Annotated in this window: 17 protein-coding genes; 7 read left to right on the top strand and 10 right to left on the bottom strand. The window is 68.0% G+C overall.

The features are described from left to right. Positions 1–27: 27 nt before the first annotated feature. On the top strand, positions 28–828 hold the full coding sequence (locus AC6CH2_RS16320; protein ID WP_498270124.1) for a helix-turn-helix domain-containing protein: 801 nt from the start codon (positions 28–30) through the stop codon (positions 826–828). Between the two features lie 91 nt (positions 829–919). Continuing rightward, positions 920–1,264 carry a hypothetical protein gene (locus tag AC6CH2_RS16325; protein WP_498270125.1) on the top strand — a complete coding sequence of 115 codons (345 nt, stop codon included), beginning with the start codon at positions 920–922 and terminating at the stop codon, positions 1,262–1,264. 63 nt (positions 1,265–1,327) lie between these two features. On the opposite strand, the gene fghA is transcribed toward AC6CH2_RS16325, so the two are convergent. The 6 genes from fghA to AC6CH2_RS16355 form a co-directional block, all read right to left on the bottom strand. Then, complete coding sequence (fghA, locus tag AC6CH2_RS16330; protein WP_498270126.1) at positions 1,328–2,158, bottom strand: S-formylglutathione hydrolase; 831 nt, start codon at positions 2,156–2,158, stop codon at positions 1,328–1,330. A 117-nt stretch (positions 2,159–2,275) separates the two neighbouring features. Further along, the gene (locus AC6CH2_RS16335) at positions 2,276–3,385 is read right to left on the bottom strand and encodes an S-(hydroxymethyl)glutathione dehydrogenase/class III alcohol dehydrogenase (RefSeq protein ID WP_498270127.1); all 1,110 of its coding nucleotides are present in this window, start codon (positions 3,383–3,385) and stop codon (positions 2,276–2,278) included. An 85-nt stretch (positions 3,386–3,470) separates the two neighbouring features. Further along, entirely contained in the window at positions 3,471–3,746 is a 276-nt protein-coding gene (gene frmR, locus AC6CH2_RS16340) for a formaldehyde-responsive transcriptional repressor FrmR (protein ID WP_498270128.1), read from the bottom strand. A 1,638-nt stretch (positions 3,747–5,384) separates the two neighbouring features. Then, positions 5,385–8,132: a phosphoenolpyruvate carboxylase gene (gene ppc / locus AC6CH2_RS16345; RefSeq protein WP_498270129.1), complete on the bottom strand. Its 2,748-nt coding sequence runs from the start codon at positions 8,130–8,132 to the stop codon at positions 5,385–5,387. A 284-nt stretch (positions 8,133–8,416) separates the two neighbouring features. Next, positions 8,417–9,172: a tetratricopeptide repeat protein gene (locus AC6CH2_RS16350; RefSeq protein ID WP_498270130.1), complete on the bottom strand. Its 756-nt coding sequence runs from the start codon at positions 9,170–9,172 to the stop codon at positions 8,417–8,419. A 28-nt stretch (positions 9,173–9,200) separates the two neighbouring features. Beyond that, a complete protein-coding gene (locus AC6CH2_RS16355; RefSeq protein ID WP_498270131.1) occupies positions 9,201–10,205 on the bottom strand; it encodes a LysR family transcriptional regulator in 1,005 nt (334 codons plus the stop codon). 66 nt (positions 10,206–10,271) lie between these two features. Here AC6CH2_RS16355 and AC6CH2_RS16360 point away from each other — a divergent pair, with 66 nt between their 5' ends. After that, positions 10,272–11,198 (top strand): DMT family transporter, encoded by a 927-nt coding sequence (locus AC6CH2_RS16360; RefSeq protein WP_498270132.1) that lies wholly within the window; start codon positions 10,272–10,274, stop codon positions 11,196–11,198. Positions 11,199–12,472: 1,274 nt separating this feature from the next. Here AC6CH2_RS16360 and AC6CH2_RS16365 read toward each other — a convergent pair. Next, on the bottom strand, positions 12,473–13,852 hold the full coding sequence (locus AC6CH2_RS16365) for a glutamate--cysteine ligase (protein ID WP_498270133.1): 1,380 nt from the start codon (positions 13,850–13,852) through the stop codon (positions 12,473–12,475). 254 nt (positions 13,853–14,106) lie between these two features. On the opposite strand from AC6CH2_RS16365, the gene AC6CH2_RS16370 reads away from it, so the two are divergent. The 4 genes from AC6CH2_RS16370 (at position 14,107) to AC6CH2_RS16385 (ending at position 18,586) form a co-directional block, all read left to right on the top strand. Further along, positions 14,107–15,768: a peptide ABC transporter substrate-binding protein gene (locus AC6CH2_RS16370; protein WP_498270134.1), complete on the top strand. Its 1,662-nt coding sequence runs from the start codon at positions 14,107–14,109 to the stop codon at positions 15,766–15,768. Then, the gene (locus tag AC6CH2_RS16375) at positions 15,765–16,493 is read left to right on the top strand and encodes a VIT1/CCC1 transporter family protein (RefSeq protein ID WP_498270135.1); all 729 of its coding nucleotides are present in this window, start codon (positions 15,765–15,767) and stop codon (positions 16,491–16,493) included. Before AC6CH2_RS16370 ends, AC6CH2_RS16375 begins: the two co-directional genes overlap by 4 nt. Further along, positions 16,493–17,434, top strand: coding sequence for an ABC transporter permease subunit (locus tag AC6CH2_RS16380; protein ID WP_498270136.1), 942 nt, complete (start codon positions 16,493–16,495; stop codon positions 17,432–17,434). The genes AC6CH2_RS16375 and AC6CH2_RS16380 overlap by 1 nt, the downstream gene beginning before the upstream one ends. A 120-nt stretch (positions 17,435–17,554) precedes the next feature. Further along, positions 17,555–18,586 carry a LacI family DNA-binding transcriptional regulator gene (locus AC6CH2_RS16385; protein ID WP_498270137.1) on the top strand — a complete coding sequence of 344 codons (1,032 nt, stop codon included), beginning with the start codon at positions 17,555–17,557 and terminating at the stop codon, positions 18,584–18,586. A gap of 579 nt (positions 18,587–19,165) precedes the next feature. Here the strand turns inward: AC6CH2_RS16385 and AC6CH2_RS16390 are convergent. The 3 genes from AC6CH2_RS16390 to AC6CH2_RS16400 form a co-directional block, all read right to left on the bottom strand. Then, a complete protein-coding gene (locus AC6CH2_RS16390) occupies positions 19,166–20,851 on the bottom strand; it encodes an alpha-amylase family glycosyl hydrolase (RefSeq protein ID WP_498270138.1) in 1,686 nt (561 codons plus the stop codon). Then, on the bottom strand, positions 20,848–22,356 hold the full coding sequence (locus AC6CH2_RS16395) for an MFS transporter (RefSeq protein ID WP_498270139.1): 1,509 nt from the start codon (positions 22,354–22,356) through the stop codon (positions 20,848–20,850). Before AC6CH2_RS16395 ends, AC6CH2_RS16390 begins: the two co-directional genes overlap by 4 nt. 318 nt (positions 22,357–22,674) lie before the next feature. Next, positions 22,675–25,482 carry a TonB-dependent receptor gene (locus tag AC6CH2_RS16400; protein WP_498270140.1) on the bottom strand — a complete coding sequence of 936 codons (2,808 nt, stop codon included), beginning with the start codon at positions 25,480–25,482 and terminating at the stop codon, positions 22,675–22,677. Between the last annotated feature and the right edge of the window lie 35 nt (positions 25,483–25,517).

A 25,517-nucleotide genomic window follows, 5' to 3' on the forward strand; every position in this document is an offset into this window, starting at 1 on the left:
CATCCCGACTGCAGGCACCTTGCCGCCATGGCCGAACGCGAACGCCTCCTCGCCGCGCTCAAGACCGTGCTCAAGGAGCGCGGCTGGCGCTATGCCGACCTCGCCCACGCGCTGGACCTGTCGGAGCCCACCGTCAAGCGCCTGCTGTCGAACGGACGGATCGACCTGGAGCGGCTCGAACGCATCTGCACGGTGTTGGACCTGGACTTCTTCGAGCTCGCCCGCCGCGCCCGCGGCGCGCGCGACGAGCCCCGTCACCTGAGCCCGAAACAGGAAGCGGAACTGGCGCGCTCGCCGCGGCTGATGACCGTGTTCCACCTGCTCTGCCAGGGCTGGCGCACCGATGCGATACGCGCCGGCTTCGAGCTGAGCGCGCCGGAACTGACCCGCCTGCTGGCGCGCCTGGACCGATTGGCCCTGGCGGAACTGCTGCCCGGCGACAAGGTGCGCCTGCGCGTGCCGCGCGATTTTTCCTGGCGCGACGACGGCCCGGTGCGCGCGCGCTACCTGGGCGCGGCCAGCCGCGAGTTCCTGCTCGACGGATTCCGATCGTCCGAGGCCCTGCTGGCCCTGGACATCCGCGAACTGGGGGCCGCTTCGCTGGCGGTGCTGCGGCGCAAGCTCGAACGCCTGCAGACGGAGTTCAAGGAAGCCGCGGAACTGGATCTCAGTCTGCCGCCGTCGAAACGGCGCAGCGTCGGCTTGTTGCTGGCCACGCGGCCGTGGGTCTATTCGTTGATCGAGACATTGCGCAGCGAGTCCGCGGACGAGCGCGATGGGCCGGCGCAGGGCGGAGGCGGACGGCGCCCGCGTGTCCCGGCGCGCTGAGCGAGCGCCGTCAAGCGCTCGAATTCGCGCGTTCACAAACCAACAATGTTGGCCGGCATAGGCTAACGACAACTTCGCACGAGGCGCCACGATGGCCACCCGTTACTACATCACGCTGCCGGATGCCGAACGCGCTCGCGGCAGCGACGCTGCGTTGTCGTTTCGCGCGGTCAGCGCGGAAGGCTTCGCCGAGGAACTGCAGGCGGCCCTGCGCCACGACGGCCTGTTCGAACGTTGGCGGGCCAAGCAGCCGGAGCCGGACGAGGTCGACCCCAGCCTCGGCGCGACCGACCCGGACGCCAGCGTGCACGGCGAACAGCGCGACCTGCGCCAGGACCTGGTGGTCGTCACTTCATTGTCGGGGAACGTCATCAAGCATCGCCTGCGCCTGCTCGCCGGCAGCGGTTGGGAGCTGCGCGACGTGACCGCGGCCTGATCGCGAGCTTGCGAATCTAGGCGCCGTCGCGGCAAGCGGCGGCGCCGCAGGGTCGCGCCCGGATCAGCCGTGCAGGGCGCGTGCGTGGTGGGCGATGTGCTCGCCGATGTAGCTGGCGATGAAGTAATAGCTGTGGTCGTAGCCCGGGCGGATGCGCAGTTGGAGCGGATGCCGGGCGACTTCGCAGGCCACCCGCAGCAGCTCGGGTTTGAGCTGCGGCACCAGGAATTCGTCGTCGCCGCCCTGGTCGATCAACAGCGGCAGCTTCTCGCGCGCGCCGGCGACCAGCGCAGTCGCGTCCCAGGCCTTCCAGGCCTCGCGATCCTCGCCGAGATAGGCGGTGAACGCCTTCTCGCCCCAGGGCGACTGCGAAGGCGCGGCGATCGGCGAGAACGCCGACACGCTGCGATAGCGGCCCGGGTTCTTCAACGCGATCATCAGGGCGCCGTGGCCGCCCATCGAGTGGCCGCTGATCGCCCGCGCGCTGGTGGTCGGGAAATGCGCGTCGACCAATGCCGGCAACTCGTCGACCACGTAGTCGTACATGCGGAAATTCGCCGCCCACTTCGGCCGTGTCGCATTCAGATAGAAGCCGGCGCCCTGGCCCAGGTCGTAGCCCTCGGCATCGGGCACGCCCTCGCCGCGCGGACTGGTGTCGGCTGCGACCAGGATCAGCCCGTGCTCGGCCGCGTACTGCTGCGCCCCGGCCTTGGTGATGAAATTCTGCTCGGTGCAGGTCAGGCCCGACAGCCAGTACAGCACCGGGCAGTCGTCCCGCTCGGCCTGCGGCGGCAGGTATACGCCGAAGCGCATCGGGCAGCCCAGGGTGGTCGCGGTGTGGCTCCAGACTTCCTGACGTCCGCCGAAGCAGGCGTGGGATTCGATTTTCTGCATGACGACCTCGGTGGTGGTGTGGCCCGCATTCGCCACTGCGAAAACGTCCGCGCTGTTTCCCTCCAGCTCCCTCTCCCGCTCGCAGGAGAGGGTGGGCTGAGTGAGGGCCGCGATTACTCAGTAGTGAATCACGGTCCGGATCGACTTGCCCGCATGCATCAGGTCGAAAGCCTCGTTGATGCGCTCCAGCGGCAAGGTATGGGTGATGAAGGGGTCGAGGTCGATCTCGCCCTTCATCGCCTGCTCGACCATGCCCGGCAACTGGGTGCGGCCCTTGACCCCGCCGAAGGCGGAGCCGCGCCAGACCCGGCCGGTGACCAACTGGAACGGGCGCGTGCTGATCTCCTGGCCGGCGCCGGCGACGCCGATGATGACCGACTCGCCCCAGCCCTTGTGGCAGCACTCCAGCGCCGCACGCATCACGTTGACGTTGCCGATGCACTCGAAGCTGAAATCGACGCCGCCGTCGGTCATTTCGACCAGCACGTCCTGGATCGGCCGGTCATGGTCCTTCGGGTTGACGCAGTCGGTCGCGCCCATCGACTTGGCCAGCTCGAACTTGCCCGGGTTGGTGTCGACGCCGATGATCCGCCCGGCCTTGGCCTGCACGGCGCCTTGGATCACCGCCAGGCCGATGCCGCCGAGGCCGAACACCGCGACCGTGTCGCCGGGCTGGACCTTGGCGGTATTGTGGACCGCGCCGATGCCGGTGGTGACGCCGCAGCCGAGCAGGCAGACCTTTTCCAGCGGCGCTTGCGGGTTGACCACCGCGAGCGAGACTTCGGCGACCACCGTGTACTCGCTGAAGGTGCTGCAGCCCATGTAGTGATGGATCGGCTGGCCGTTGTAGCTGAAGCGGCTGCTGCCGTCCGGCATCACGCCCTTGCCCTGGGTCGCGCGCACCGCCTGGCAGAGGTTGGTCTTGCCCGACAGGCAGAACTTGCACTTGCGGCATTCGGCCGTGTACAGCGGGATCACATGATCGCCGGGCTTGACGCTGGTCACGCCTTCGCCGACTTCGACCACGACACCGCCGCCTTCGTGGCCGAGCACGGCCGGGAACAGGCCTTCGGGATCGTCGCCGCTGAGGGTGAAGGCATCGGTGTGGCAGACCCCGGTCGCGGTGATGCGCACCAGCACTTCGCCGGCGCGCGGCGGCTCGACGTCGATCTCGACGATCTGCAGGGGTTGTCCGGCGGCGAAGGCGACGGCGGCGCGGCTTTTCATGGTGCTCTCCAATGACGTCCCGGTGGCGGGAGGGATGCGGTGCGCGCGTCGCGATCGGGCGACGCGGCGGGATTCGATGGATGCCCTACTTCAGGTACGAGCGCACCAGCGCGGCGACTTCGTCGATGCTGGCGCTGCGGTGCTTCTGCGACGACGCGGCCTGGCCGAGTTCCTCGCGGATATGGCTTTCCAGCACCTCCGACATCAGCCCGTTGATCGCGCCGCGGATCGCCGCGATCTGCTGCAGCACCGCCGCGCACTCGCTGCCCTGCTCCAGCGCGCGTTCCAGCGCCTCGGTCTGGCCCTTGATGCGGCGCACCCGGGCCAGGACGCGTTTCTTCTCGGCGGGCGAATGCGGCATGCGGCACCTCGGCGGCCAGGGCTGGCCGGTTACCATACTGGGGGATAGTATCACGGGACGCGTAGATCCGGTCCGGACCGACGCCCTCCATCGGAGCGGCGAGCTTTCCTCCGGGTAGGAGCGGCGCAAGCCACGATCGCCTTGCTCCGGTCTCGCGTCGGCTTGGGAAGGCCTCTGCAGGAGCGACGTAAGTCTCGACCGCGGGGGGCGCCGAGACAACCAGGCCGATGCCGCCCAATCGGAGCGGGGTGCTTCCGCCGGGAGTAGGAGCGGCGCAAGCCGCGCCATCGTTGCTGCGGTCTTGCGACGCACGCTTCAAGAAAGATCAAGATCAAGATCAAGATCAAACCCAAAGCTTCCGCCACTAAAGCGGCGGGTTACTTTCTTTTGTCTGAAGCAACAAAAGAAAGGTAACCAAAGAAAAATGCTTTGTTTTAAATCACAGGCCCGCACGATCGGTGCTTGCGCAGGGATTTTTCATACGGGACATCCTTGTCCCGATGAAAAACGGCCTGCATCCCTGCGGGCCGCCCTCCGGGTCGTCATTAGCCTTCGCTATGCGCGGCGACGCACAGCCAAAGCCAAAGCCAAAGCCAACAACATGGAATCGGAGCACGTCGAACCATCTCTGTAGGAGCGGCCTAAGCCGCGACCAAGGGGCGCGAGAAGGCAACAACGCCGATGTCATCCATCGAGGCGATGTGTTTCCGCGAGAGTAGGAGCGGCGCAAGCCGCGACCGCGTCGTTACGGTCTTGCGGCGCCTCTTTCGTCTAATCGATCAAGATCAAGATCAAGATCAAACCCAAAGCTTCCGCCACTAAAGCGGCGGGTTACTTTCTTTTGTCTGAAGCAACAAAAGAAAGGTAACCAAAGAAAAATGCTTTGTTTTAAATCACAGGCCCGCACGATCGGTGCTTGCGCAGGGACTTTTTCATACGGGACATCCTTGTCCCGATGAAAAACGGCCCGCATCCCTGCGGGCCGCCCTCCGGATCGTCATTAGCCTTCGCTAGTGCGCGGCGACGCACAGCCAAAGCCAAAGCCAAAGCCAAAGCCAACAACATGGAATCGGAGCACGTCGACCATCTCTGTAGGAGCGGCGTAAGCCGCGACCAAGGGACGCGAGAAGGCAACAACGCCGATGTCATCCATCGAGGCGAAGTGTTTTCGCGAGGGTAGGAGCCGTTGCCGTTGCCGTTGCCGTTGCCGTTGCCGTTGCCGTTGCCGTGATTTTGATTCGCTTTACCGCTTTGCCGGTCAAAAGCTGACCCATAGGGCGGCCCGCAGGGATGCGGGCCGTGCGCAAGCAGGCCAGGGATGGCCTGTCTGGAGCATCCCGGCGTCGGCTTCGATCGCGCGGGCTGGTGCCCTTGCAGGGAAGGCCTTTTCTTTGGTTACCTTTCTTTTGGGCCAGCAAAAGAAAGTAACCCGGCCGCGTCAGCGGACGGAAGCTTTAGATCTTGATGTGGCTTTACCGCTCTGCGGTAAAACGCCGCAACCGGATACGGCGCGGTCGCGACTTGTGTCGCGCCTACCCTGGGAGCACGACTCGACCGAACCCGAATGCCGAACCCGAGTCCCGAGTCCCGAGTCCCGAGTCCCGAATCACCGAATCACCGAATCACCGAATCACCGAATCACCCGGTATTCTGCACCCCCGCCGCAATCCCGTTGACGGTCGCGACCAGCGCCTGCAGCAAGGCATCGTCCGGACGGCCGGCGGCACGCCAGCGCGCGAGCAGGTCGACCTGCAACAGGCTGATCGGGTCGACGTAGGGATTGCGCAACCGGATCGACTGGCGCAGGCGGTGATCGCCGGCCAGCAATTCGTCGCTGCCCTTGATCGCCAGCACCGCGCGACGGGTGCGTTCGAACTCTTCGGCGATGCCAGGGTGGAAGCGCGCGTGCAGGTCGCCTTCGGGCAAATCCTGGGCGAGCATGGAATAGCGTTCGAAGATCGCCGGGTCGGACTTGGCCAGCACCATTTCGAGGTCGTCGATCAGGGTGCCGAAGAACATCCAGTCGCGCGACATCTCGTTCAAGGCCTCGCGACCGTGGCGCGCCAGGGCTTGTTCGAGCGCGGTGCCGACGCCGTACCAGGCGGTCAGCCCGGCGCGGTTCTGCGACCAGGCGAACACCCAGGGAATCGCGCGTAGGGAGCCGATGTCGCCGATACCGGCGCGTTTGGCCGGGCGCGAGCCGATGCGCAACCGCTCGATTACGTCGATCGGCGTGGCGGCGCGGAAATATGCCGGGAACGTTTCGTCCTCATGCACCAGCGCGCGGTAATGGGCGCGCGCGTCGGCGGCCAGCTCGGCGGCCATCGCGCGCCAGCCGTCGCCGCGCGGCTCCGGCGGGCGCGGCCGCAGGGTCGCGCGCAGCACCGCACCGGTGGTCTGTTCGAGATTGCGCAGGGCAAGCGCGCGAATGCCGTACTTGCGGTGAATGACTTCGCCCTGCTCGGTCAGGCGCAGATAGCCGTCGACCGAACCGCGCGGCGCGGCGATCACCGCGCGCTCGGTCTTGCCGCCGCCGCGGCTGATCGAACCGCCGCGGCCATGGAAGAAGGCGATGCGCACGCCGCTGTCGGCGGCGAGCGTGGTCAGCGCGCTTTGGGTGCGGTGCAGAGCCCAGCGCGAGGCGACCATGCCGCCGTCCTTGGCGCTGTCGGAATAGCCGAGCATCACCACCTGGCGGTTGCCGCGCGCACGCAGATGGGCGCGGTACATCGGATCGGCGAACAGCGCGCGCAAGGTGTCGGCGGCGGCGTCGAGGTCGTCGACGGTTTCGAACAGGGGCGCGACGTCGAGCGGCACGCGGCCGTCGCGGTCGACGCAGCCGGCGATCTTGGCCAGCGCCAGCACCGCCAGCGCATCGGCGGCGCTGCGGCTCATGCTGACGATGTAGGGGCCGAACGCGCGTTCGCCGTAGCGCGGGCGCAGGCGGGCGACGGCACGGAACACGTCGAGCGTGGGCTGGGCCGGCGCGGCCGCGGCGCGCGCCGGCGGCGCGTCGCCGTCGAGCAAGGTGTGCAGGCGCGCGGCGCGGGTGGCGACGTCGAGGCTCGCCCACTCCGGCAGGTCGAGCAGGGCAGCCAGCGCGGCATCGTGGGTGCCCGAATCCTGGCGCAGGTCGAGGCTGGCGAGGTGGAAGCCGAAACACTCGGCGCGGCGGCGCAGGCGGCGCACCGCGAAGCTGCCGGCATGCGCGCCCTGGTTCGTCGCCAGGCTGCGTTCGATCAGGGCGATGTCGGCCAGGAAGTTCGCGGCATCGGGATAGCCGTGCACGCTTTCCTCGACCGTGGCCTGTAGCCGCGCCGCCATCAGGCTGAGCAGGTTGCGATAAGGCATGTCGGCATGGCGCGGCCTGAGCAGCGAGGCGGCCTTCGGCAACTGGTAGCGATAGTCCTCGACCCGGGCGAGCACGGCGTCGTCGATGCGCACGCGGGTGACCGACTGGCTCAGCAACTCGGCCAGGCTGCCCAGCTCGCGCCGGTAGGCATTGAGCACCAACGCGCGCTGGCCGGCCAGGGTCGCGGCGATGGTGTCGGCGCCGACGTTGGGATTGCCGTCCATGTCGCCGCCGACCCAGGTGCCGAAGCCGAGCACGTCCGGCAGCGGCGCGAACGGCCCGTAGGTTTCGCGCAGCGCCTCTTCGAACATTTCGTAGTACACCGGCAGCACGCGATAGAGCACGTCGGACAGATAGAAACCGACGTGCTCGAACTCATCGGCGACGCTCGGCTTGGCCGCCGGCGCCTCGGCGGTCTGCCAACTCGCGGTCAGGGCCACGCGGATCCGCTCGCGGTCGGCGCGGCGTTCGGCCGGGGTGCGGCCGCGGTCGATGTCGTCGACCAGGCAGCCGACGATCTGGCGCTCCTTTTCGAGCAAGGCGCGCCGCACCGCCTCGGTCGGGTGGGCGGTGAACACCGGTTCGATGCGCAAGCGCGGCAACAAGGCGGCGACTTCTTCGGCGCTGACGCCCTGGCGCGAGAGCACCCCGAGCGCATCGCGCAAGCCGCCGGGCTGGGCGCCGGCGCCGCTGCGTTCGTAGTCGCGGCGGCGGCGGATGCGGTGCACCCGCTCGGCCAGGTTGACCGCCTGGAAATAGGTCGCGAACGCACGCACCAGGTCGCTGGCCTGCTCCAGGTCGGTATCGGCCAGTGCGTCGGCGAGCGCGCCGATCGGCGCCTGCGCTTCGCGGCGGCGGATGGCGGCGCGGCGCAGGCGCTCGACTTCGTCGAGAAACTCCGGTCCGCGCTGTTCGGCGAGGATTTCGCCGACCAGCGCGCCGAGCATTTTGACGTCGTCGCGCAGCAGCGCGTCGGTCGAGGCGAAGTCTACGGCGCGCAAGGGTTCGTCGCTGGTATCGAGGAGGACATTCATCCGACAAGGCTACAACACCGGCGCGGCGGCTGCGTTGCCGCAGCCTCGGGCGCGACGCGCGCGGCGATCGTCGATCGTCTCGTCCGCACCGGCTCGCGTCACGCGCCTGGGAGGCCTGCGCAAGCGGCTTTTTCACGCGAGCCGGCATCGATCCGCCGGCACCGCCGAGACCATCGCCTCAGGCTGGCCCGCGCCCCGGTTCTAGCGATATGCGTATCGGTTCTAGCGGCAATCGCTTACAAACGAAACGATTTCACCGGAAACAATGGCCGGCAATCCCGGCCTCACGGCGCGGAGGCTTGCTTCTCGAGCGCCTTGAGACGGTCCAGCGCCGGCTTGTTCATGCGCCGCGCATAGGCCGGCAAACGCTTGGCCCGCGTCTGCGCCTGCACGCACAGCTCGCGCACACGGCCGAGTTCACCCCAGCCGACCAGGGTTTCGGCATAACGCACGTGCGGTTCGAAACCGCTGCTGTAACCGAGCAGGGTCTCGAACTCGTCGCGCGCCTTGGCGCGGTCGCCCTGCGCGGCGATCGCACGCGCATAGATCAGATGCCCTTCGGGCGAGCGGAAGTCGGGACGCCGCGCGATCAGTTCGTCGAGCAAGGCCTGCGCCTGCGCGGCCTCGCCGTTTTCGAGCAGCGCGTGGGCGAGCTTGACCTGGATCCCCGGGTCGTCGCGGTGGATGCCGCTGAGCGAAGCGCGATACAACGGCACCGCATCGGCCGGACGCTGCTTGGCCAACAGGGCGTCGGCGAGGCGCAGGCGATTGTCGGTGGTGGCCGCGGTCTCGAATGCCTCCTGGGCTTCGCGCAGTTCGCGATCGGGATCGAGCAGGCGCCGCACGTTGCCGACCAGGGCGCGGCCGTGCCGGCTGTGGCGCTGTTCCGGCAGCCAGATCGCGAAGCCGTAGACCACGCTGCCGAGCAGCGGGAACATGAAGAGGATCATCAGCCAATACCGATCCTGCCCGCTGCGCACCACGTGCACGGCGAAACACAGCGCGACGATGACGTGCAACCCCAAGCCCAGATACGGCATGACGCGGTCCTTGCGAGATATTCGGGCGCTAGTGTGGTGATTCGGCCGGCGCCGCGCCAGAGGGGGTGGCCGCGGGCGTCGGCGCGGCTTCGGCGCACTGGGCCGTCGCGCGTTCGCCATCGTCATCGGCGCGCAACAGACCGGCCAGCCAGTCGCGCAGATGCCCCAGCCGCGCGCTGCCCTGCGCTTGCGGCAACCAGGCCAGATAGACGCGCTTGACCGGCGCCGCCTGCGGCAGCGGCAGGGGCAGCAGCTCGCCGCTGGCCAGGCGCTCGGCGATCAGGCGCGGATACATCAGGGCGATGCCCTGCCCGGCCAGCGCCGCGCTGAGCGCCGGCATCGGCGAAGACAGGCGCAGATGCGGCAGCGGCCAGACGGCGGGGTCGTCGCCGAACCAGCTCGGCCAGTCCTGACGCCACCCTTCGCTGACGACGTGCAGCAAGCGCGCGCCGGGCAGCGGGTCCTGCCACCAGCGCTCGCGGTCGAGCCGCGCGTGCAGTTCCGGCGCCGCCACCGGCAGCATCGCCTGTTCGAACAGCAGCTCGCCTTGCAGGCCGTCGGCCTGCGGTTCGCGGTGCAGCAAGGCGGCGTGGATGCGGCCCTGCGCCAGGTCCTGCGCGGTCGCCGGGCAGAACAACTGCAGGTCGAGCCCGGCATAGGCCGGAAACTCCTCGATGCGCGGCAACAGCAGGCTCACGCCGAGGCTGGTCGGCGCGCCCAGGATCAAGCGCCGTCCTTCGTCGCCGCGCATGCGCAGGCGGGCGGTGGCGGCCTCGATCTGCTCGAACCCGGCGATCAGGGCTTCGCCGTACTCGCGTCCCAGCGGCGTCGGCCGGGCGCGGCCGCCGCTGCGGTCCAGCAGCCTCAGGCCGAAGGCTTCCTCCAGGTGCTGGATGTGCTGGCTCAGGGCCGCATGGCTCAGGTGCATGCGGTCGGCGGCGCGGCGCATGCCGTCGTATCGGACCACCGCGGCGAAGGCCTGCAGGGCGCGCAGGGGCGGGAGACGTCGCGACGGCGGATCCGAAGTGGTCATTTTTACTTACCGCTGCTCTTGATTTTCTCGATATATACGGACCGAGAGGCCCTATAGATTTACCACATGACCGCAACCTCCTTGCCCGCCGTCGCCGTGTCGGCCGCGACCCGTCCCTTGGCCCTGCGCGCCGGCCTGATGGCCAGCGCCTCGATCTGCCTGGCCTTGCTTGCCTTGCTGAGCCGCTACACCCGTGGTCTGCCGCCGGAACTGGTGACCTGGCTGCGCTTCATGGTCCCGGGCCTGTGCCTGGTCGCCCTGGCCCGCCGCGACGACTGGCGCGCGGTCTGGTCCGGCGCCGACCGGCCCGGCTGGGTGCGGGCGGTATGCGTGGTGATCTCGCAAGGCTGCTTCGTGCTCGCGGCGATGCGCGGCGATCTGCTGCACGCGGTGCTGCTGTATAACACCGGGCCCTTGTTCATCCCGCTGATCGCGCGCGTCTGGCTGGGCGAACGCCTGCATCCGGCGGCGCTGTGCGGCCTGGCGATCGGTTTCGCCGGCGTGCTGGTGGTGCTGCAGCCCGCGTTGCGCGGCCTGCAGAGCACCGCCGCGATCTCGCTGTTCGGCGGTTTCGCCATGGCCGCCTCGCAAGTGCTGTTCTACCGCAGCGCCCAACACCAGCCGCCGTTCCGCAACCAGTTCAAGCTCTACATGCAGGCCTCGCTGGTCGGCCTGCCGCTCGCCGTCTTCGGCCTCGGCCATCTGCCGCCGCAACCGCTCAGCACCGAATCGACCACGGTGCTGGTGCTGGCCCTGCTCGGCATGTCGCTGTGCAGCCTCGGCAGCCAATCCCTGCGCGACCTCGCCTATCGAGGCATGGACAACGCCTCCACCCTCGCCCCGCTGATGTACGTCGCGGTCCCGGTGAGCGCTGCCCTCGACTGGCTGCTGTTCGCCCACCCCGCCCGCCCGTCGACCTTGGCCGGCGCGGCGCTGATCGTGATCGGGGCGATTGCGGCGTTGCGCAGTGGCGCGCGTGGGGGGCGGGGTTGAGTTTGATGGGGGACACCGCGGTCACGCGCGGCGGCGGCGCGGGTAGGAACGGCGCGAGCCGCGACCGCAGGACGCGCAGAGATGACGAGGCCGTCGCCGCTCGTCGAAGCGGTGTGCTCTCGCGGGGTAGGAGCGGCGCAAGCCGCGACCGCGCTGATACGGTCTCGCGGCGGCTCTTTCGTCTAATCGATCAAGATCCAGATCAAACCCAAAGCCTCCGCCACTAAAGCGGCGGGTTACTTTCTTTTGTCTATAGCAACAAAACAAAGGTAACCAAAGAAGTGCTTCTCTTTGAATCACAAGCCCGCACGAGCGGTGCAAGCGCAGGGATCCACATACGCGACATCCCTGTCCCGATGAAAAACGGCCCGTATCCCTGCGGGCCGTCCTCCGGGTCTTCGATGGCCTTCGCTAGTGCGAGGCGGCGCACAGCCAAAGCAAAGGCGCAGTCGCAAACGACTGGCGCGTGCGACGTCGCCATCCCTGTAGGAGCGACGTGAGTCGCGACCGCGGAACGCGCAGAGACATCAAAGCCTATGCCATCCATCGAAGTGGTGCGCTATCGCCGGGGTAGGAGCGGCGCAAGCCGCGACCGCGAATCTGCGGCAGGCGGCGCGGGCATTCGGAGTTTCGTGGTCGCCGCTTGCGCCGCGCCTACCCAAGAGCAGACGCGAAGCGTCTGCCGTTGCGCTGCGCTGCGAGATTTTTATTTCCGCTCTGCCGGTCAAATGAAGACCCGCAGGGCGGCCCGCAGGGAGGCGGGCCGTGCGCAAGCAGGCCAGGGATGGCCTGTCTGGAGCATCCCTGCGCCGGCTGCGATCGCGCGGGCTGGTGCCCTTGCAGGAAGAAGCACTTTTCTTTGGTGACTTTCTTTTGTTGCTTTGGACGAGAAAGTTACCCGCACCCTTTAGGGGCGAAAGCTTTGTTCTTGATTCGGCTTCACCGCCCTGTCGCAAGAAGCGCGGCAATCGGAGACAACGCGGTCGCGACTTGCGTCGCTCCTACCCTGGCGATAACACGCCGCTTCGGCGAATGATGATGGCCTTGGCACCACCTCCGCGCGTCCCTGGGTCGCGGCTCACGCCGTTCCTACAAGGGGCTACGGCCAGTGACGCCGCGAGGTCGTGGCGGCGCGGTCGCGACTTGCGTCGCTCCTACTCTGGCCTCCAGGCAGCCGCGCCGCGAAAATGCGGCAGTGCGATCGCCGCTCACGCCGCTCCTACAAGGGTTGCGTAGGCGCGCCACTAGATCGAAACATCGCGCCCCATCCGACCTCAGTACGCAAACTCCTTGAACACCGCATCCACATTTCCACCCCATGCCCCATGGAACAACTCGAGCTTGCGCTCGGCCGGGCTCTTGCCCAACGCGACGAATTCCATCAGCGGTTCCAGATAGATCGACTCGTCGGCGCCGTGGCCGTTCAGGCGCGCGCGGCGCTTCAGCCCGTGCGCGGAAATCTCCAGCGCGCGGCGCGACAGTTCGAGCACGTTGCTGTCGCGGAACGGCAGCTGGAAACCGTGCTTCGGCACGCCGTCGCGCAGGGCGTGGCGTTCGGCCGGGGTGACGTCGAGCACGAGGTCCCAGGCCGCATCGAGCGCTTCGGCGTCGTACAGCAGGCCGACCCAGAACGCCGACAGGGCGCAGATGCGGTTCCAGGGGCCGGAATCGGCGCCGCGCATCTCCAGGTACTTCTTCAGGCGCACTTCCGGAAACGCGGTCGTGGTGTGATCGGCCCAGTCCTTCAGGGTCGGGCGCTGGTTCGGATAGGCCGGCAGCTTGGCGTCGAGGTAATCGCGGAACGACTGGCCGCTGGCGTCGATGTACTCGCCGTCGCGGTAGACGAAGTACATCGGCACGTCGAGCAGATAGTCGACATAACGCTCGTAACCGAAGCCGTCCTCGAACACGAAATCGAGCAAGCCGGTGCGGTCGCGGTCGGTGTCGGTCCAGATGTGCGAGCGGTAGGACAGATAGCCGTTCGGCTGGCCCTCGGTGAACGGCGAGTCGGCGAACAACGCGGTCGCGATCGGCTGCAAGGCCAGCGAGACGCGGAACTTGCGCACCATGTCGGCCTCGTCGCGCACGTCGAGGTTGACCTGCACAGTACTGGTGCGGGTCATCATGTCCAGGCCGAGCGAGCCGACCTTGGGCATGTACTCGCGCATGATCTTGTAGCGGCCCTTCGGCATCCACGGCATCTCGTCGCGGCGCCACTTGGGCTGGAAACCCATGCCGAGAAAGCCCAGGCCCATCGGTTCGGCGACGGTGCGCACCTCGCGCAGGTGGGTCGCGGCCTCGACGCAGGTGTCGTGCAGAGTCGCCAGCGGCGCGCCCGACAGTTCCAGTTGGCCGGCCGGCTCCAGCGACACCGAGGCCTCGTCGCGGGTCAGGGCGATCACCCGGCCCTTTTCTTCGACCGGCGTCCAGCCGAACTGCACCAGCCCCTTCAGCAGGGCTTCGATGCCGCGCTCGCCGTCGAAGGTCGGCGGCCGCAGGTCGTCGGTGCGGAAACCGAACTTCTCGTGCTCGGTGCCGATCTTCCAGTCCGAATCCGGGCACGCGCCCGAAGCCAGGTATTCGACGAGCATGGCGCGACCGCCGCCCTTGATATCGGGAATCTCAATATCTTTGACTTGGCTGGGACCGGACACATCCACCTCGCTGGCAAAACCTGCTGCAAGGCGGGATGCCCTGCTCGCGCCCCCGGGGCGCGGAGAGCCGCCGGCCGTCGCGAAACGGTCCAGCGGCCACGGCCGGCGCCTCGCTGTGCGAAGGCCGGCCGCTTGCCACATTGTCTGAATCAAGGTCTGGATATGCGGGACGTCGCCTACAATCGCAAGACCCCGGCAGTGTAGACCCAGCCTTGCATCGAACAACGCCCGCCTTGCAACGCTATGGTGCAGCCGTGTCGCCGGCCGATCTGCTAGGGGGGCGGCCGGCGGGAGGATTTCTGTCGGCCCTGCTGCTGGGAGTGCTGCTGTTGGCCGCACTCTGCGCGCCTGCGGCGCTCGCCCAGCCGACGCCGTCGCAACTGGAACGCGGCAACGGTCCCGAACCGAGCACCCTGGACGCCCACCGTTGTCAGGAAGTGGCCTGCGGCAACGTCCTGCGCGACCTGTACGAAGGCCTGGTGACCGAGGACGCGCGCGGCCGGCTGGTGCCGGGCATGGCCGAACGCTGGTCGGTGTCGGCCGACGGCCGCAGTTGGACCTTCGTCCTGCGCGAGAATTTGCGCTGGAGCAACGGCGAGCCGATCGACGCCGGGCAGGTCGTCGCGAGTTTCCGCCGCGCCTTTGCGCCGGCCACCGCGGCGCCGTTCGGCGAATTGTTCGACGCGCTCGACAACGCCCAGGCGGTGCAGGCCGGCACGCTGCCTCCGGACCGGCTCGGCGTGTCGGCACCGGACCCACGCAGCGTGCGCTTCCAACTCAACCGCAGCGCCTCGCTGCCGGCCTTGCTGACCCTGCCGATCGCGTTTCCGGTGTATCTGCCCGCGCTCGAGCGGCACGGCGCGCAGCACACTCGGCCCGGGCAGTTGGTGTCCAACGGCGCCTACCGGCTCAGCGCGTGGACGCCGCAGGCGAATCTGTTGCTGGAAAAGAACCCGCGCTTCCACGACGCCGCGGCGGTCGCGATCGAACGCGTGCGCTTCCAGGTCACCGAGGACGCCGCCGCCGAGTTGCAACGCTTCGCCGCCGGCGACCTGCACCTCACCGAGGTGGTGCCGCCGCAGCCGCTGGCCTCGCTGCGCGCGCGCTTCGGTTCGCAACTGCGCCTGTCGCCTTACCTCGGCGCGTTCTGGCTGGGCCTCAACGTCACTCGCCCGCCGTTCCGCAGCGAGGTCTGCGCCCGGCCGGACTGCGACGACCGCGCTGCGGCCTTGCGCCGCGCGCTGTCGATGGCGATCGATCGCGACAAGCTCACCCGCTACGTCACCGGCCTGGGCGAAACCCCGGCCTACGGCATCGTGCCGCCGGGGATCGCCGGCTATACGCCGGCGGCAACGACCTGGGCAACGCTGCCGCAAGCGCAGCGCGAAGCGCAGGCGCGCGCGCTGTATCGCCACGCCGGCTATTCCAGCGAGCGGCCGCTGGTGATCGAGCTGCGCTACAACACCTCGACCCCGCACCGCCGCCTCGCCCTCGCGGTCGCGGCGATGTGGCGGCAGACCCTCGGCGCGCAGGTGCGCCTGCGCAACGAAGAATGGAAAGTGTTCGTGCAGAACCGCAAGCAGCGCACCATCACCCAGGTGTTTCGCGGCGGCTGGATCGGCGATCTCGCCGATGCGCGCAATTTCCTGGCCGCGTTCGGCAGCGATGGCCCGCTGAACTGGATGGGCTACGACGACCCCGGTTATCGCGAGCGCCTGGCCAAGGCCGATACGGCGAAGTCGGAAGCCGCGCGCAATGCCTGGCTGCGCGCGGCCGAGCAGCGCCTGCTCAACGACGATGCGGCGATTCCCTTGTACTTCTACAGCTCCAAGCATCTGGTGTCGCGGCGCGTGCGCGGCTTCGAGCCGAACGCGCTGGACCGGCATGCGAGCCGCTGGCTGAGCCTGACGCCATGACCCCACGCGCCCCGTCCGCCCAAGCGCACTCGCGCGCCCGCCATCTCGAGTCGCACCGCTCCGACCGCGTCGGCTGGCTGCGCGCAGCGGTGCTCGGCGCCAACGACGGCATCGTCTCGGTGGCCGGGCTGGTGGTCGGCGTGGCCGCCAGCGGCGCGGCGCCTTCGGCCATCCTCGCCAGCGGCATCGCCGGCACCGTCGCCGGGGCGATGTCGATGGCCGCCGGCGAGTACGTCTCGGTGCGTTCGCAAGCCGACACCGAGCGCGCCGACCTCGCGATGGAACGGCGCGAGCTGCGCGAGGCCCCCGAGAGCGAACTGGCCGAACTCGCGCATATCTACGTCCAGCGCGGGTTGACGCCCGAGCTGGCGCAAGAGGTCGCACGCCAGCTGACCGCACACGACGCGCTCGGCAGCCATGCCCGCGACGAGCTCGGCATCACCGACACCTTGCGCGCGCGGCCGTTGCAGGCCGCGCTCGCCTCGTCGCTGGCTTTCGTCAGCGGCGCGGCCTTGCCGATCGCCGCGGTGCTGGCGGCGCCGGCCGGGCGCCTGGAGACGGTCGCGATCCCGACCACTCTGGTGGCGCTGTCGATCTCCGGCGCGCTCGCGGCCTGGGCCGGCGGCGCGCCGGTCCTGCGCGGCGCCGTGCGGGTGGCGTTCTGGGGCGCGCTGGCGATGGCCGCGGCGAGCCTGGTCGGCCGCCTGTTCGACGTGACCGTCTGATGGTCACCCCGGGCGGCAGCCGCCATCCCGTCGCCGCCCGTTTCGGTGCGCGCCTGCTCGAGGCGGCGATCACTCTGTGGTTGCTGGCGACCCTGTGCTTCGTGCTGCTGCGCGCCGCCCCGGGCGGGCCGTTCGACACCGAGAAGGTCGCGCCGCCGGAAGTGCAGGCCGCGCTCGACGCGCAGTACCGGCTCGACCAGTCGCTGCCGATGCAATACCTGGCCTGGCTCGGCGACGCGGTGCGCGGCGATCTCGGGCCCTCGTTCCAGTACCCCGACTACACCGTCAACCAATTGATCGCCAACGCCTTGCCGGTGTCGGCGCTCAACGGCGGGCTGGCCTTGCTGCTGGCGCTTTGGCTCGGCGTGACCCTGGGCGTGTGGGCGGCAGTGCGTGCCGGCGGCTGGACCGACCGCGCCCTGATGCTGCTGGCCGGGCTCGGCCTGGCGATCCCGAAGTTCGTGGTCGCGCCGCTGTTGGTGCTGTCGTTCGCGGTGACCCTGCATTGGCTGCCGGCCGGCGGCTGGGGCGAATGGGACAACGTGGTGCTGCCGGTGATCGCCCTGGCCCTGCCCAACATCGCCTACTGCGCGCGCCTGACCCGCGCCTCGATGCTCGATGTGTTGTCGGCCGACTACCTGCGTGCGGCGCGCGCACGCGGCCTGTCGGAAACCCGCCTGCTGTTCGCGCACGCGCTGAAACCGGCGCTGCTGCCGGTGGTGGCCTGGCTGTCGCCGGCGCTGATCAACGTCGTCACCGGCTCGGCCGTGGTCGAACAGGTGTTCGGCATTCCCGGCATGGGCCGCTACTTCGTCCAGGGCGCGCTCAACCGCGACTACACCCTGGTCCTGGGCGTGGTGCTGGTGATCGGCGCGCTGATCGTGGCGATCAATACCGCCGTCGACGCTTTGCGCGGGTGGATGGATCCGCGGCTGGACTAAAAGCCGGGACTCGGGACTCGGGACTCGGGACTCGAAGAGCCTAGTCCCCTCCGCGAACCCGCCTCCGCTCCAACCGAGCCCCGGGTCCCGAAACCCGAGTCCCGGCTTTACACTCGACCCATGCGCAAGAAGTCCAAGGCGACCTCGGTCGACATCGCCCACCTCGCCGGCGTTTCGCAGGCCACGGTCTCGCGCGTGCTCAGCGGCAGCCCGCTGGTCAACGCCGATACCCGCAAGCGGGTCGAAGCGGTGGTGCGCGAACTCAACTACAAGGTCGACCGCCACGCCTCCAGCCTGCGCCGGCAGCGTTCCGGCACCCTGGCGATGCTGCTGTTCGAGGACCCGACCCCGGACGAGTCGCACATCAACCCGTTCTTCCTGTCCATGCTCGGCTCGATCACCCGCGCCTGCGCGCGCCACGGGCAGGACCTGCTGATCTCGTTCCAGCAACTGTCCGACGACTGGGCCGCCGACTACGAAGACAGCATGAAGGCCGACGGCCTGATCCTGCTCGGCTACGGCGACTACCTGGCCTATCAGGGCAAGTTGCAGAAGCTGGTCGAACAGGGCACCCGCTTCGTCCGTTGGGGCGCGGTGCTGCCCGACCAGCCCGGGCTGTCGATCGGTTGCGAGAACATCGGCGGCGGCCACCAGGCCGGCGCGCACCTGATCTCGCTGGGCCGGCGCCGGGTCGCGTTTCTCGGCGACGCCTCCAGCCACTACCCCGAATTCCTCGACCGCTTCCTCGGCTGCGAGCAAGCCCTCAACGACGCAGGCTTGCCGCTGGACCGCGCCCTGCAGGTCGACGCCGAAAGCTCCGAAGACGCCGGCCACGCCGCCGCGCGCGAACTGCTCGCCCGCGGCCTGCCGTTCGACGCCGTATTCGCTGCCAGCGATCTGATCGCACTGGGCGCCATGCGCGCCCTGACCGAACACGGCCTGCGCGTGCCCGAAGACGTCTCGGTGATCGGCTTCGACGACATCCCCATGGCCCGCTTCGCCCATCCCCCGCTGACCACGATCTTCCAGGACACCAAGCAGGCCGGCGAACTGCTCGTCGACACGCTGATGAAACTCGTCCGCGACGAAGAAGCGCACAGCATCCGCCTGCCGACGACCCTGGTGGTGCGCAAGTCGTGCGGGGCGGAGTGAGTTTCGCTGTGGATTGAGCGGAGCAAAAGCAAATCCCCCCTGCCCATCTACGAAGGGGAGAATCCTTCGGAGGGAATGGGCGCCGTTGCCGTTGCCGTGCGTAGCTTCGCCCTAGCGAAGGCAACAGAAGACCCGGAGGGCGGCCTGCATGGATGCAGGCCGTTTTTCATCGGGACAGGGAGGTCCCGTATGAAAAATCCCTGCGTATACAACGATCGCGCGGGCACTTGATTCAAAACAAAGCATTTTTCTTTGGTTACCTTTCTTTTGTTGCTTCAGACAAAAGAAAGTAACCCGCCGCTTTAGTGGCGGAAGCTTTGGATTTGATCTTGATCCTGATCTTTGAAAGACGCGCCGCAAGACCATGACGGCTCGGTCGCGGCTCACGCCGCTCCTACAAAGGAATCGTCGACTGCGCCGCGAGTTGGAAATAGCGACGTCGCGGCTCGCGCCGCTCCTACCCTGCGACGGCAGGCCGCTTTCGATGAACTGCATCGGCGTTGTTGCTTCTGCGCGTCCCGCGGCCGCGGCTCACGCCGCCCTGCAGGAAAGGACTCGCGACACATCCCAGGTCACCAATCAACGCCTGCGCGCATGCGCCATCGCCTCGTCCAGGGCCGCCGCCAGATCGGCCCGCCGCACCGGCGCATCGAGCAGATATACCTCGACCCCGTGCGCCGGCACCTCAGCCTCAAGCGAATCGTCCTCGCCGACTTCGATCGAGCCGCCGCCCAGCGCCGCGCGCCAAAGCCCGGCCTGCAGGTAGTCGCGAATCCAGAATGTGGTCGACGAATCGCCCTTGTTGAGCAACACCAAGGCGATCTGCGATTCGCCCGCATGCTGATAGACACGATAGAACGCAGCGCGGTCTCCCTGCAGCAGCAGATTCAACTGCAGGCCGCGCTGCAGGGCCGGCGAGGCCTCGCGCACTTTGGCGATGCGCTTGAGCGCGGCATGGATCGGGTGCGCCTTGGCGGCGTCGACACGCTCCTGGCCGAAGTAGTTGCGGTTGCCGGCATGCTCGGCGCGGCCGCGCATGAAGCCGGTCTCGGAGCCGTAATAGATCACCGGGATGCCGCGCGCGGTGAACAACCAGTTGTTCGCGTCGATGAAGCCTTCATCGCTCGCGCCCAGGCGCGGCATGTCGTGGTTGTCGTAGAAGGTCATCAGCTCGTACGGGTTCGCGTACGGGCCGTCGCGCAGGTACAGGCGGTCCGACAAGGCCTCGTAGCCGCGGCTGCCGGCGCCGAACACCTGCGCCAGGCCTTCCTTGAGCGGGAAATCGAGCACGCTGATGCCGCCGTTTTCGGCCCAGGTGAACGGCGCGATGTTCTCCGCCTTGTAATCGAAGGCTTCGCCGAACATGAACAAACCCGGGCGCTTGGCGCGGATACGCTCGGCGAAGGCCTTCCAGAATGCATGCGGCATGTGCCGGATGGTGTCGATGCGGAAGGCGTCGGCGCCCTGGTCGATCCATTGCGAGTAGGCGCCGACGAAGTAGTCGAGCACCGCGGGACTGGTGTCGTCGAGGTTCGACAACTGCACCAGATCCTTCTGCGCATGGAAGAAACGATGCAACGGGTTTCGCGCCGGCTCGAGCTGCTCGGGCGGCAGGTTCTGGTGGTCGGCGACGAGCACGCCGTCGCGGTAGATCTCGCCGTACTTGGGCTGGTCCACCGGCATGGTGAACGAGGGCGAGCCGTGATTGGCGACGATGTCGAGCACGGTCTTGAGGCCGTGCCGCTTCAGCCCCTGGGTCAGAGCGGCGAAGTCGAGCCCGGGGCTCGGCAGGTGCTCGTCGAGACGATAGAAATCGACGCCCCAGTAGCCGTGATAGCCGGTCTTGCCGCGATCCTGGAAGGCGCCGCCCCAGGTCACCGCGTCGCCGCCGGTGAAGGCCTGGTCGGGGTTGTCGACGATCGGCGTCAGCCAGACCGCGCCGAAGCCGAGGTCGCGGATGTAGCCGGCATTGTCGAGCAGGCCTTTGAAGTCGCCGCCGAGGTAGCCGATGTTGTCGCTTTCGTCCGGCGGCGCGCCCGGCACCGGGCGGTCGAAGCTGCGCGTGCGCGGGTCCGGCCCGCCCTGCCCGCGCTGGTCGTTGGACCGGTCGCCATTGACGAAGCGATCGGTGACGACGAAGTACACCGCGTCGCTCGCCATCGGTTCCAAGGTGCCGTAGTACTCGCGCGCCGGCGGCGTTTCGCGCGCGCCGTGCGCGCAGCCGGCCAGGGCGAGACCCAACGCGATCGACGCCAGCGCCCTCATGCCGCAGCCTCCACGCCGGGCTCGCGCACCCACAGCACGCACAGGCCCGAGACGAACAGGCTCGCGCCGCCGATCGCCAGAGCCCAGACCGGCTCGCCATGGAAGAAGGTCTTGAGCAGGAAGCCGAGCAGACTGGCCGCGACCAGTTGCGGAATCACGATGAAGAAATTGAAGATGCCCATGTACACGCCCATCTTGGTCGCCGGCACGCTGTCGGACAGCAGTGCGTACGGCAGCGACAGGATCGAAGCCCAGGCGAAACCGACCCCGAGCATCGACAGCAGCAGCCACTGCGGATCGCGGATCAGGGCGATCGAGATCAGACCCAGGCCGCCGAGAGCGACGTTGCACAGATGGCTCCAGCGCAAGCCCCAGCGCCGCACCATCCACGGAATCGCGATCGCCGCCAATGCGGCGAAGCCGTTGTAGGCCGCGAACAGCACGCCGACCCAGTTGGCGCCTTCGTTATAGGCGGCCGAGGTGGTGTCGCTGCTGTGGAAGTGCAGTTGGGTCACCGCCGGCGTGGTGTAGATCCACATCGCGAACAGGGCGAACCAGGAGAAGAACTGCACCACCGCCAACCGCACCATGGTCGGCGGCATCGAATGCAGGTCGTCCATGACCGTGGCGAAGCCGCCGCCGGCGCCGATCATGCCGCGCACCAACAGCGCCAGACCGAACGCGCCGATCATCCCGGCCAGAACGTACAACTGGCGGTCGAGCCCGTACATCGAAATGGTCGTGGCGACCAGCGCGCCGACCACGAGCCAGGACGCGCCGAACAGCGCGCAACGCACGCGGTCGCGACCGGGCCGCGGCGGCTCGGGCAAGGCGTCGTCGAAGGACTGCAAGGCCTCGGGCGGGTATTCGCGGGTGCGCAGCACGGTCCAGCCGACCGAGAGCAGCAGCACCGCGCCGCCGAAGTAGAAGGCGTAACGCACCGTGTCCGGCACCTCGCCGGGGCCGGCGGTGTTGCCCACGCCGAGGTGGGCGAGCGCGTACGGCAGCACGCTGGCGACCACCGAGCCCACGCCGATGAAGAAGCTCTGCATCGCGTAGCCGCTCGGGCGCTGCGAGGTCGGCAGTTGGTCGCCGACGAAGGCGCGGAACGGTTCCATCGAAATATTGATGGAGGCGTCGAGCACCCACAGCAGGCCGGCGGCGATCCACAGGGTCGGCGAGTTCGGCATCGCCAGCAGCGCCAGCGTGGCGAGCACCGCGCCGACCAGGAAATACGGGCGCCTGCGGCCGAGGCCGGTCCAGGTGTGGTCCGACAGATAGCCGACGATGGGTTGCACGATCAGCCCGGTCAGCGGCGCGGCGATCCACAACATCGGGATGTCGTCGATCGGCGCGCCGAGGCTTTGGAAGATCCGGCTGACGTTGGCGTTCTGCAGGGCGAAGCCGAACTGGATGCCGAGAAAGCCGAAGCACATGTTCCAGATCTGCCAGAACGACAGCTGCGGCTTGCGGGACGTGGCGCTGCGCTCAATGCGTTCGGTCATGGCTCGATACTGGCATGAAGCGCCGGGCGGCGACGCGGTAATGGGAAGAGCGCGTCCCCCTCGCCCCCGCTTCGTCGGAGCGGTGCGAAATGCCGCGGGACCGCATCGATATTGGCACGGGGCGTCGCGCGGCGATGTGGCGGGAACAGCGAAAAGCGAATCCCCTTCTTGTCCCCCTTTGTCAAAGGGGGAGGACCAGCGCAGCGCTGCCGCCTGGAACCGGATCGCTTCACCCGAGGTTGCGTTCTGCTCCCCCCGTTGTAGGGCGGGGGGTTAGGAGGACTTGCTCGAGCTCCTGGATTCGCTCTCGCTTGTGCTTCAAAACTGCGACGAGAACCGGATCCCGTACATCCGCGGGGTGTTGAGGTAGCGGATGTTGGTCGCGTTGTTGACGAAGCCCTTGCCCGAGTACACCTCGTCGGTGAGGTTCGAGACGAAGCCGTCGATGCGGAACTGGTTGTCCTCGCCGAAGTTCAGGCCGGCCGAGACGTTGACGGTGGTGAAGCCGCCGACGTCGTCGCGCATCGCCATGCCGTTGGCCGGGCCGCCGCCGGCGGCCGGGTTGGAGCCGTTGTTGAACGGCATGTCGGCCAACGGGATCTCGATCACGTTGCCGGCGGCGTCCAGCCCGAAGCCGCGGCTGTTGAACGCGGTCAGGTAGTAGTCGGAGCGGTAGGTCAGGTTGATCGTCCAGTCGAACGAGTTCAGGGCGCCGCGGCCGATGTCGATCGTCTGCGACAGGCTGAGGTTGGCGTTGTACTTGGAGGTGTTCGGCAGGCGGTTGCCGTCGAGCGGCACGATCAGGCCCAGGCCGCCGGAGCGCGTATCGAGCACCTTGGAGTCGTCGAAGGTCGCGTCGAGGTAGGTGAAGTTGTAGCCCAGGTCGAAGCCGTGCGGCAGCCCGACCCGGCCTTCGAGCTCCAGGCCCAGCACGCTGGCGTTGGCGGCGTTGTCGTTGAACACCTGGCGGCTGGTCGCGTTCGGGTTGGTCGGCGTCGGCGCCGGCACGTCGATCAGGTTCTGCAGCACCTTGTTCTGGTAGTCGTAGTAGAACACCGAGGCGTTCAGGCGCAGCGGTGTTTCGCCCCACAGGTAGTCGCCCTTGATGCCGGCTTCGTACGAGGTCAGTTCTTCCGGCTCGAAGGTCGGCGCCAGCGCGCTGCCGTCGTTGAGCAGCAAGGGACGGTTGATGCCGCCCGAACGCGTGCCGGTCGAGACCGTGCCGTACAGCATCACTTGCGGGTTGAGGTCGTACTCGAAGCCCACGCGCCAGTCGACGTAGCTGTCCTCGTAGACGTCCACGCTCTTGCCGCCGGGGAAATCCGAACGCGCGATCACGTCGATCTGGTCGCGGTTGCGGGTGAGGAACTGGGCCCAGTTGTCCTGCGCGCCGAAGTTCTGGATGCCGCCGAGGAAGTAGTCGAGCGAATCGGCGCCCGGGCCGCAACGCAGCTCGGCCGGCGTCCAGCCGGTGCACACGCTCGGGTCGCCGCCGCCGCGACGGCCGGGAGGCGCCAGCTGGAAGCCGGGCGAACCCAGCACCAGGCCGGTGGTGTAGGGATTGGTCGTGGTGTCGATCGGCTGCCCGGTGAACTGCTGGAACAGCTCCTCGGGGATCACGAACTGGTATTTGATGTTGGATTCGCGCGCGGTCTTCTTGTCGCGGGTGTAGCGCACGCCGCCGATCAGGCGCAGCGAATCGGTCGCGGCGAAGCTGAAGTCGGCGTAGACCGCGTTCGACTCGACCTTGGAGTCGTCGCCGCGGTTCTCGCCGCCCAGGCCGTCCTGCCAACCGCAGACGGTGCCGGGGCGCCACCAGTCGCAGTCGCCGAAGTAACCGTTGCCGACGTCCCAGGAGGTGTAGTCGTACTTCTCTTCGTAGTTGAACAGGCCGGCCGACCAGATCAGCTTGCCGGTGTCGCCGAAGAAGCGCAGCTCGTTGATGGTCGAGCTGGACTTGTCGGACTGATAGAAGGTGTCGTACCAGGCCAGGCGTTCGGGGTTGTGATAGGCCTCGCGCTCGGACCCTGGATAGACCGGGCCGAGCTGCCATTCGCGCGAGGCGTTGCGGTTGTCGAACTCGTACTTGCGGTAGGAGGTGTTGAACTCCACCGACACCGCGTCGTTGAAGGCATAGGTGAAGGTGCCGGCGACGCCTTCGATGTCGTTGCTGGTCTTGCCCGCGGTGCGGAAGTACTGGCGGAACGGGTCGGACAGGTCGTCGATATCGTAGCCCGCGGCCAGGCCGCGCTCGGCGAACAGGCCCGGGTCGCCGGTGCCGCGCTCGCTGACCTTGTCGAGCATCACGTAAGCCGAGAACTTGTCGTTGGGCTCCCACAGCATCGACAGGCGCGCGGCCTGGTTGTCGAGCGCGCTCGGGCCTTCGGCCGCGAACAGCGAGCTGGGGTAGCCGTTCTTGATGTAGGACGAACGCTCTTCGTCGAACAGCGCCGCGCGCAGGGCGAAGGTGTCGCCGATCGGCAGGTTCAACACGCCTTCGGCGGTGGTGAAGTCGTGGTTGCCGGCGCCGACCTTGAGGCCGCCGCTGGTCACGCCGAGTTCGGGGCGCTTGGAGATCACGTTGATCGAGCCGCCGGTCGCGTTGCGGCCGCGCACCGTGCCCTGCGGGCCCTTGTTGACCTCGATGCGGTCGACGTCGAAGAACATCGGCCCGATCGAACGCGGACGCGGCAGGTAGATGCCGTTGTAGTAAGTGGCCACCGACGGGTCGGAGGAGAAGTCGGAATCGGCCGCGCCGATGCCGCGCAGGAAGATTTCGTACTTTCCTTCCTGGCGGGTGATCTGCAGGCCGGGCACCACCGCCTGCAGGTTGCGGAAATCGGTGTTGATGCCGAGCTTGGTCAGGTCCTCGCCGCTGAACGACTGGATCGTGCCGGCGTATTTCTGGATCGACTGCACGCGGCGGTTGCCGGTCACCTGGACCGCGTCGAGTTCGTGCGCGGCGCTCGCCGGGGGCGCTTCGGCGCTGGCCGCGGCCGGGGCCTCCTGCGCGGCGGGCGCATCGGCGGCCCACACCGTCCACGAGTGGCACAGGCCGAGCGAGGCCAGGGCCATGGTCAGCAGGTGGCGTTGTTGGTTCTTTGAAGCCCGGTTCGTTCTCGACATGCTCCCCTCCAGTAGCTGTGTGCCGTCCGCGCGCG

The organism is Lysobacter sp. GQ73, from assembly GCF_059758755.1.

Bases quoted from the DNA above. Each gene is read 5' to 3' on its own strand.
- AC6CH2_RS16320 (WP_498270124.1), top strand. From the start codon at position 28: ATGGCCGAACGCGAACGCCTCCTCGCCGCGCTCAAGACCGTGCTCAAG.
- AC6CH2_RS16325 (WP_498270125.1), top strand. From the start codon at position 920: ATGGCCACCCGTTACTACATCACGCTGCCGGATGCCGAACGCGCTCGC.
- fghA (WP_498270126.1), bottom strand. From the start codon at position 2,158: ATGCAGAAAATCGAATCCCACGCCTGCTTCGGCGGACGTCAGGAAGTC.
- AC6CH2_RS16335 (WP_498270127.1), bottom strand. From the start codon at position 3,385: ATGAAAAGCCGCGCCGCCGTCGCCTTCGCCGCCGGACAACCCCTGCAG.
- frmR (WP_498270128.1), bottom strand. From the start codon at position 3,746: ATGCCGCATTCGCCCGCCGAGAAGAAACGCGTCCTGGCCCGGGTGCGC.
- ppc (WP_498270129.1), bottom strand. From the start codon at position 8,132: ATGAATGTCCTCCTCGATACCAGCGACGAACCCTTGCGCGCCGTAGAC.
- AC6CH2_RS16350 (WP_498270130.1), bottom strand. From the start codon at position 9,172: ATGCCGTATCTGGGCTTGGGGTTGCACGTCATCGTCGCGCTGTGTTTC.
- AC6CH2_RS16355 (WP_498270131.1), bottom strand. From the start codon at position 10,205: ATGACCACTTCGGATCCGCCGTCGCGACGTCTCCCGCCCCTGCGCGCC.
- AC6CH2_RS16360 (WP_498270132.1), top strand. From the start codon at position 10,272: ATGACCGCAACCTCCTTGCCCGCCGTCGCCGTGTCGGCCGCGACCCGT.
- AC6CH2_RS16375 (WP_498270135.1), top strand. From the start codon at position 15,765: ATGACCCCACGCGCCCCGTCCGCCCAAGCGCACTCGCGCGCCCGCCAT.
- AC6CH2_RS16380 (WP_498270136.1), top strand. From the start codon at position 16,493: ATGGTCACCCCGGGCGGCAGCCGCCATCCCGTCGCCGCCCGTTTCGGT.
- AC6CH2_RS16385 (WP_498270137.1), top strand. From the start codon at position 17,555: ATGCGCAAGAAGTCCAAGGCGACCTCGGTCGACATCGCCCACCTCGCC.
- AC6CH2_RS16390 (WP_498270138.1), bottom strand. From the start codon at position 20,851: ATGAGGGCGCTGGCGTCGATCGCGTTGGGTCTCGCCCTGGCCGGCTGC.
- AC6CH2_RS16395 (WP_498270139.1), bottom strand. From the start codon at position 22,356: ATGACCGAACGCATTGAGCGCAGCGCCACGTCCCGCAAGCCGCAGCTG.
- AC6CH2_RS16400 (WP_498270140.1), bottom strand. From the start codon at position 25,482: ATGTCGAGAACGAACCGGGCTTCAAAGAACCAACAACGCCACCTGCTG.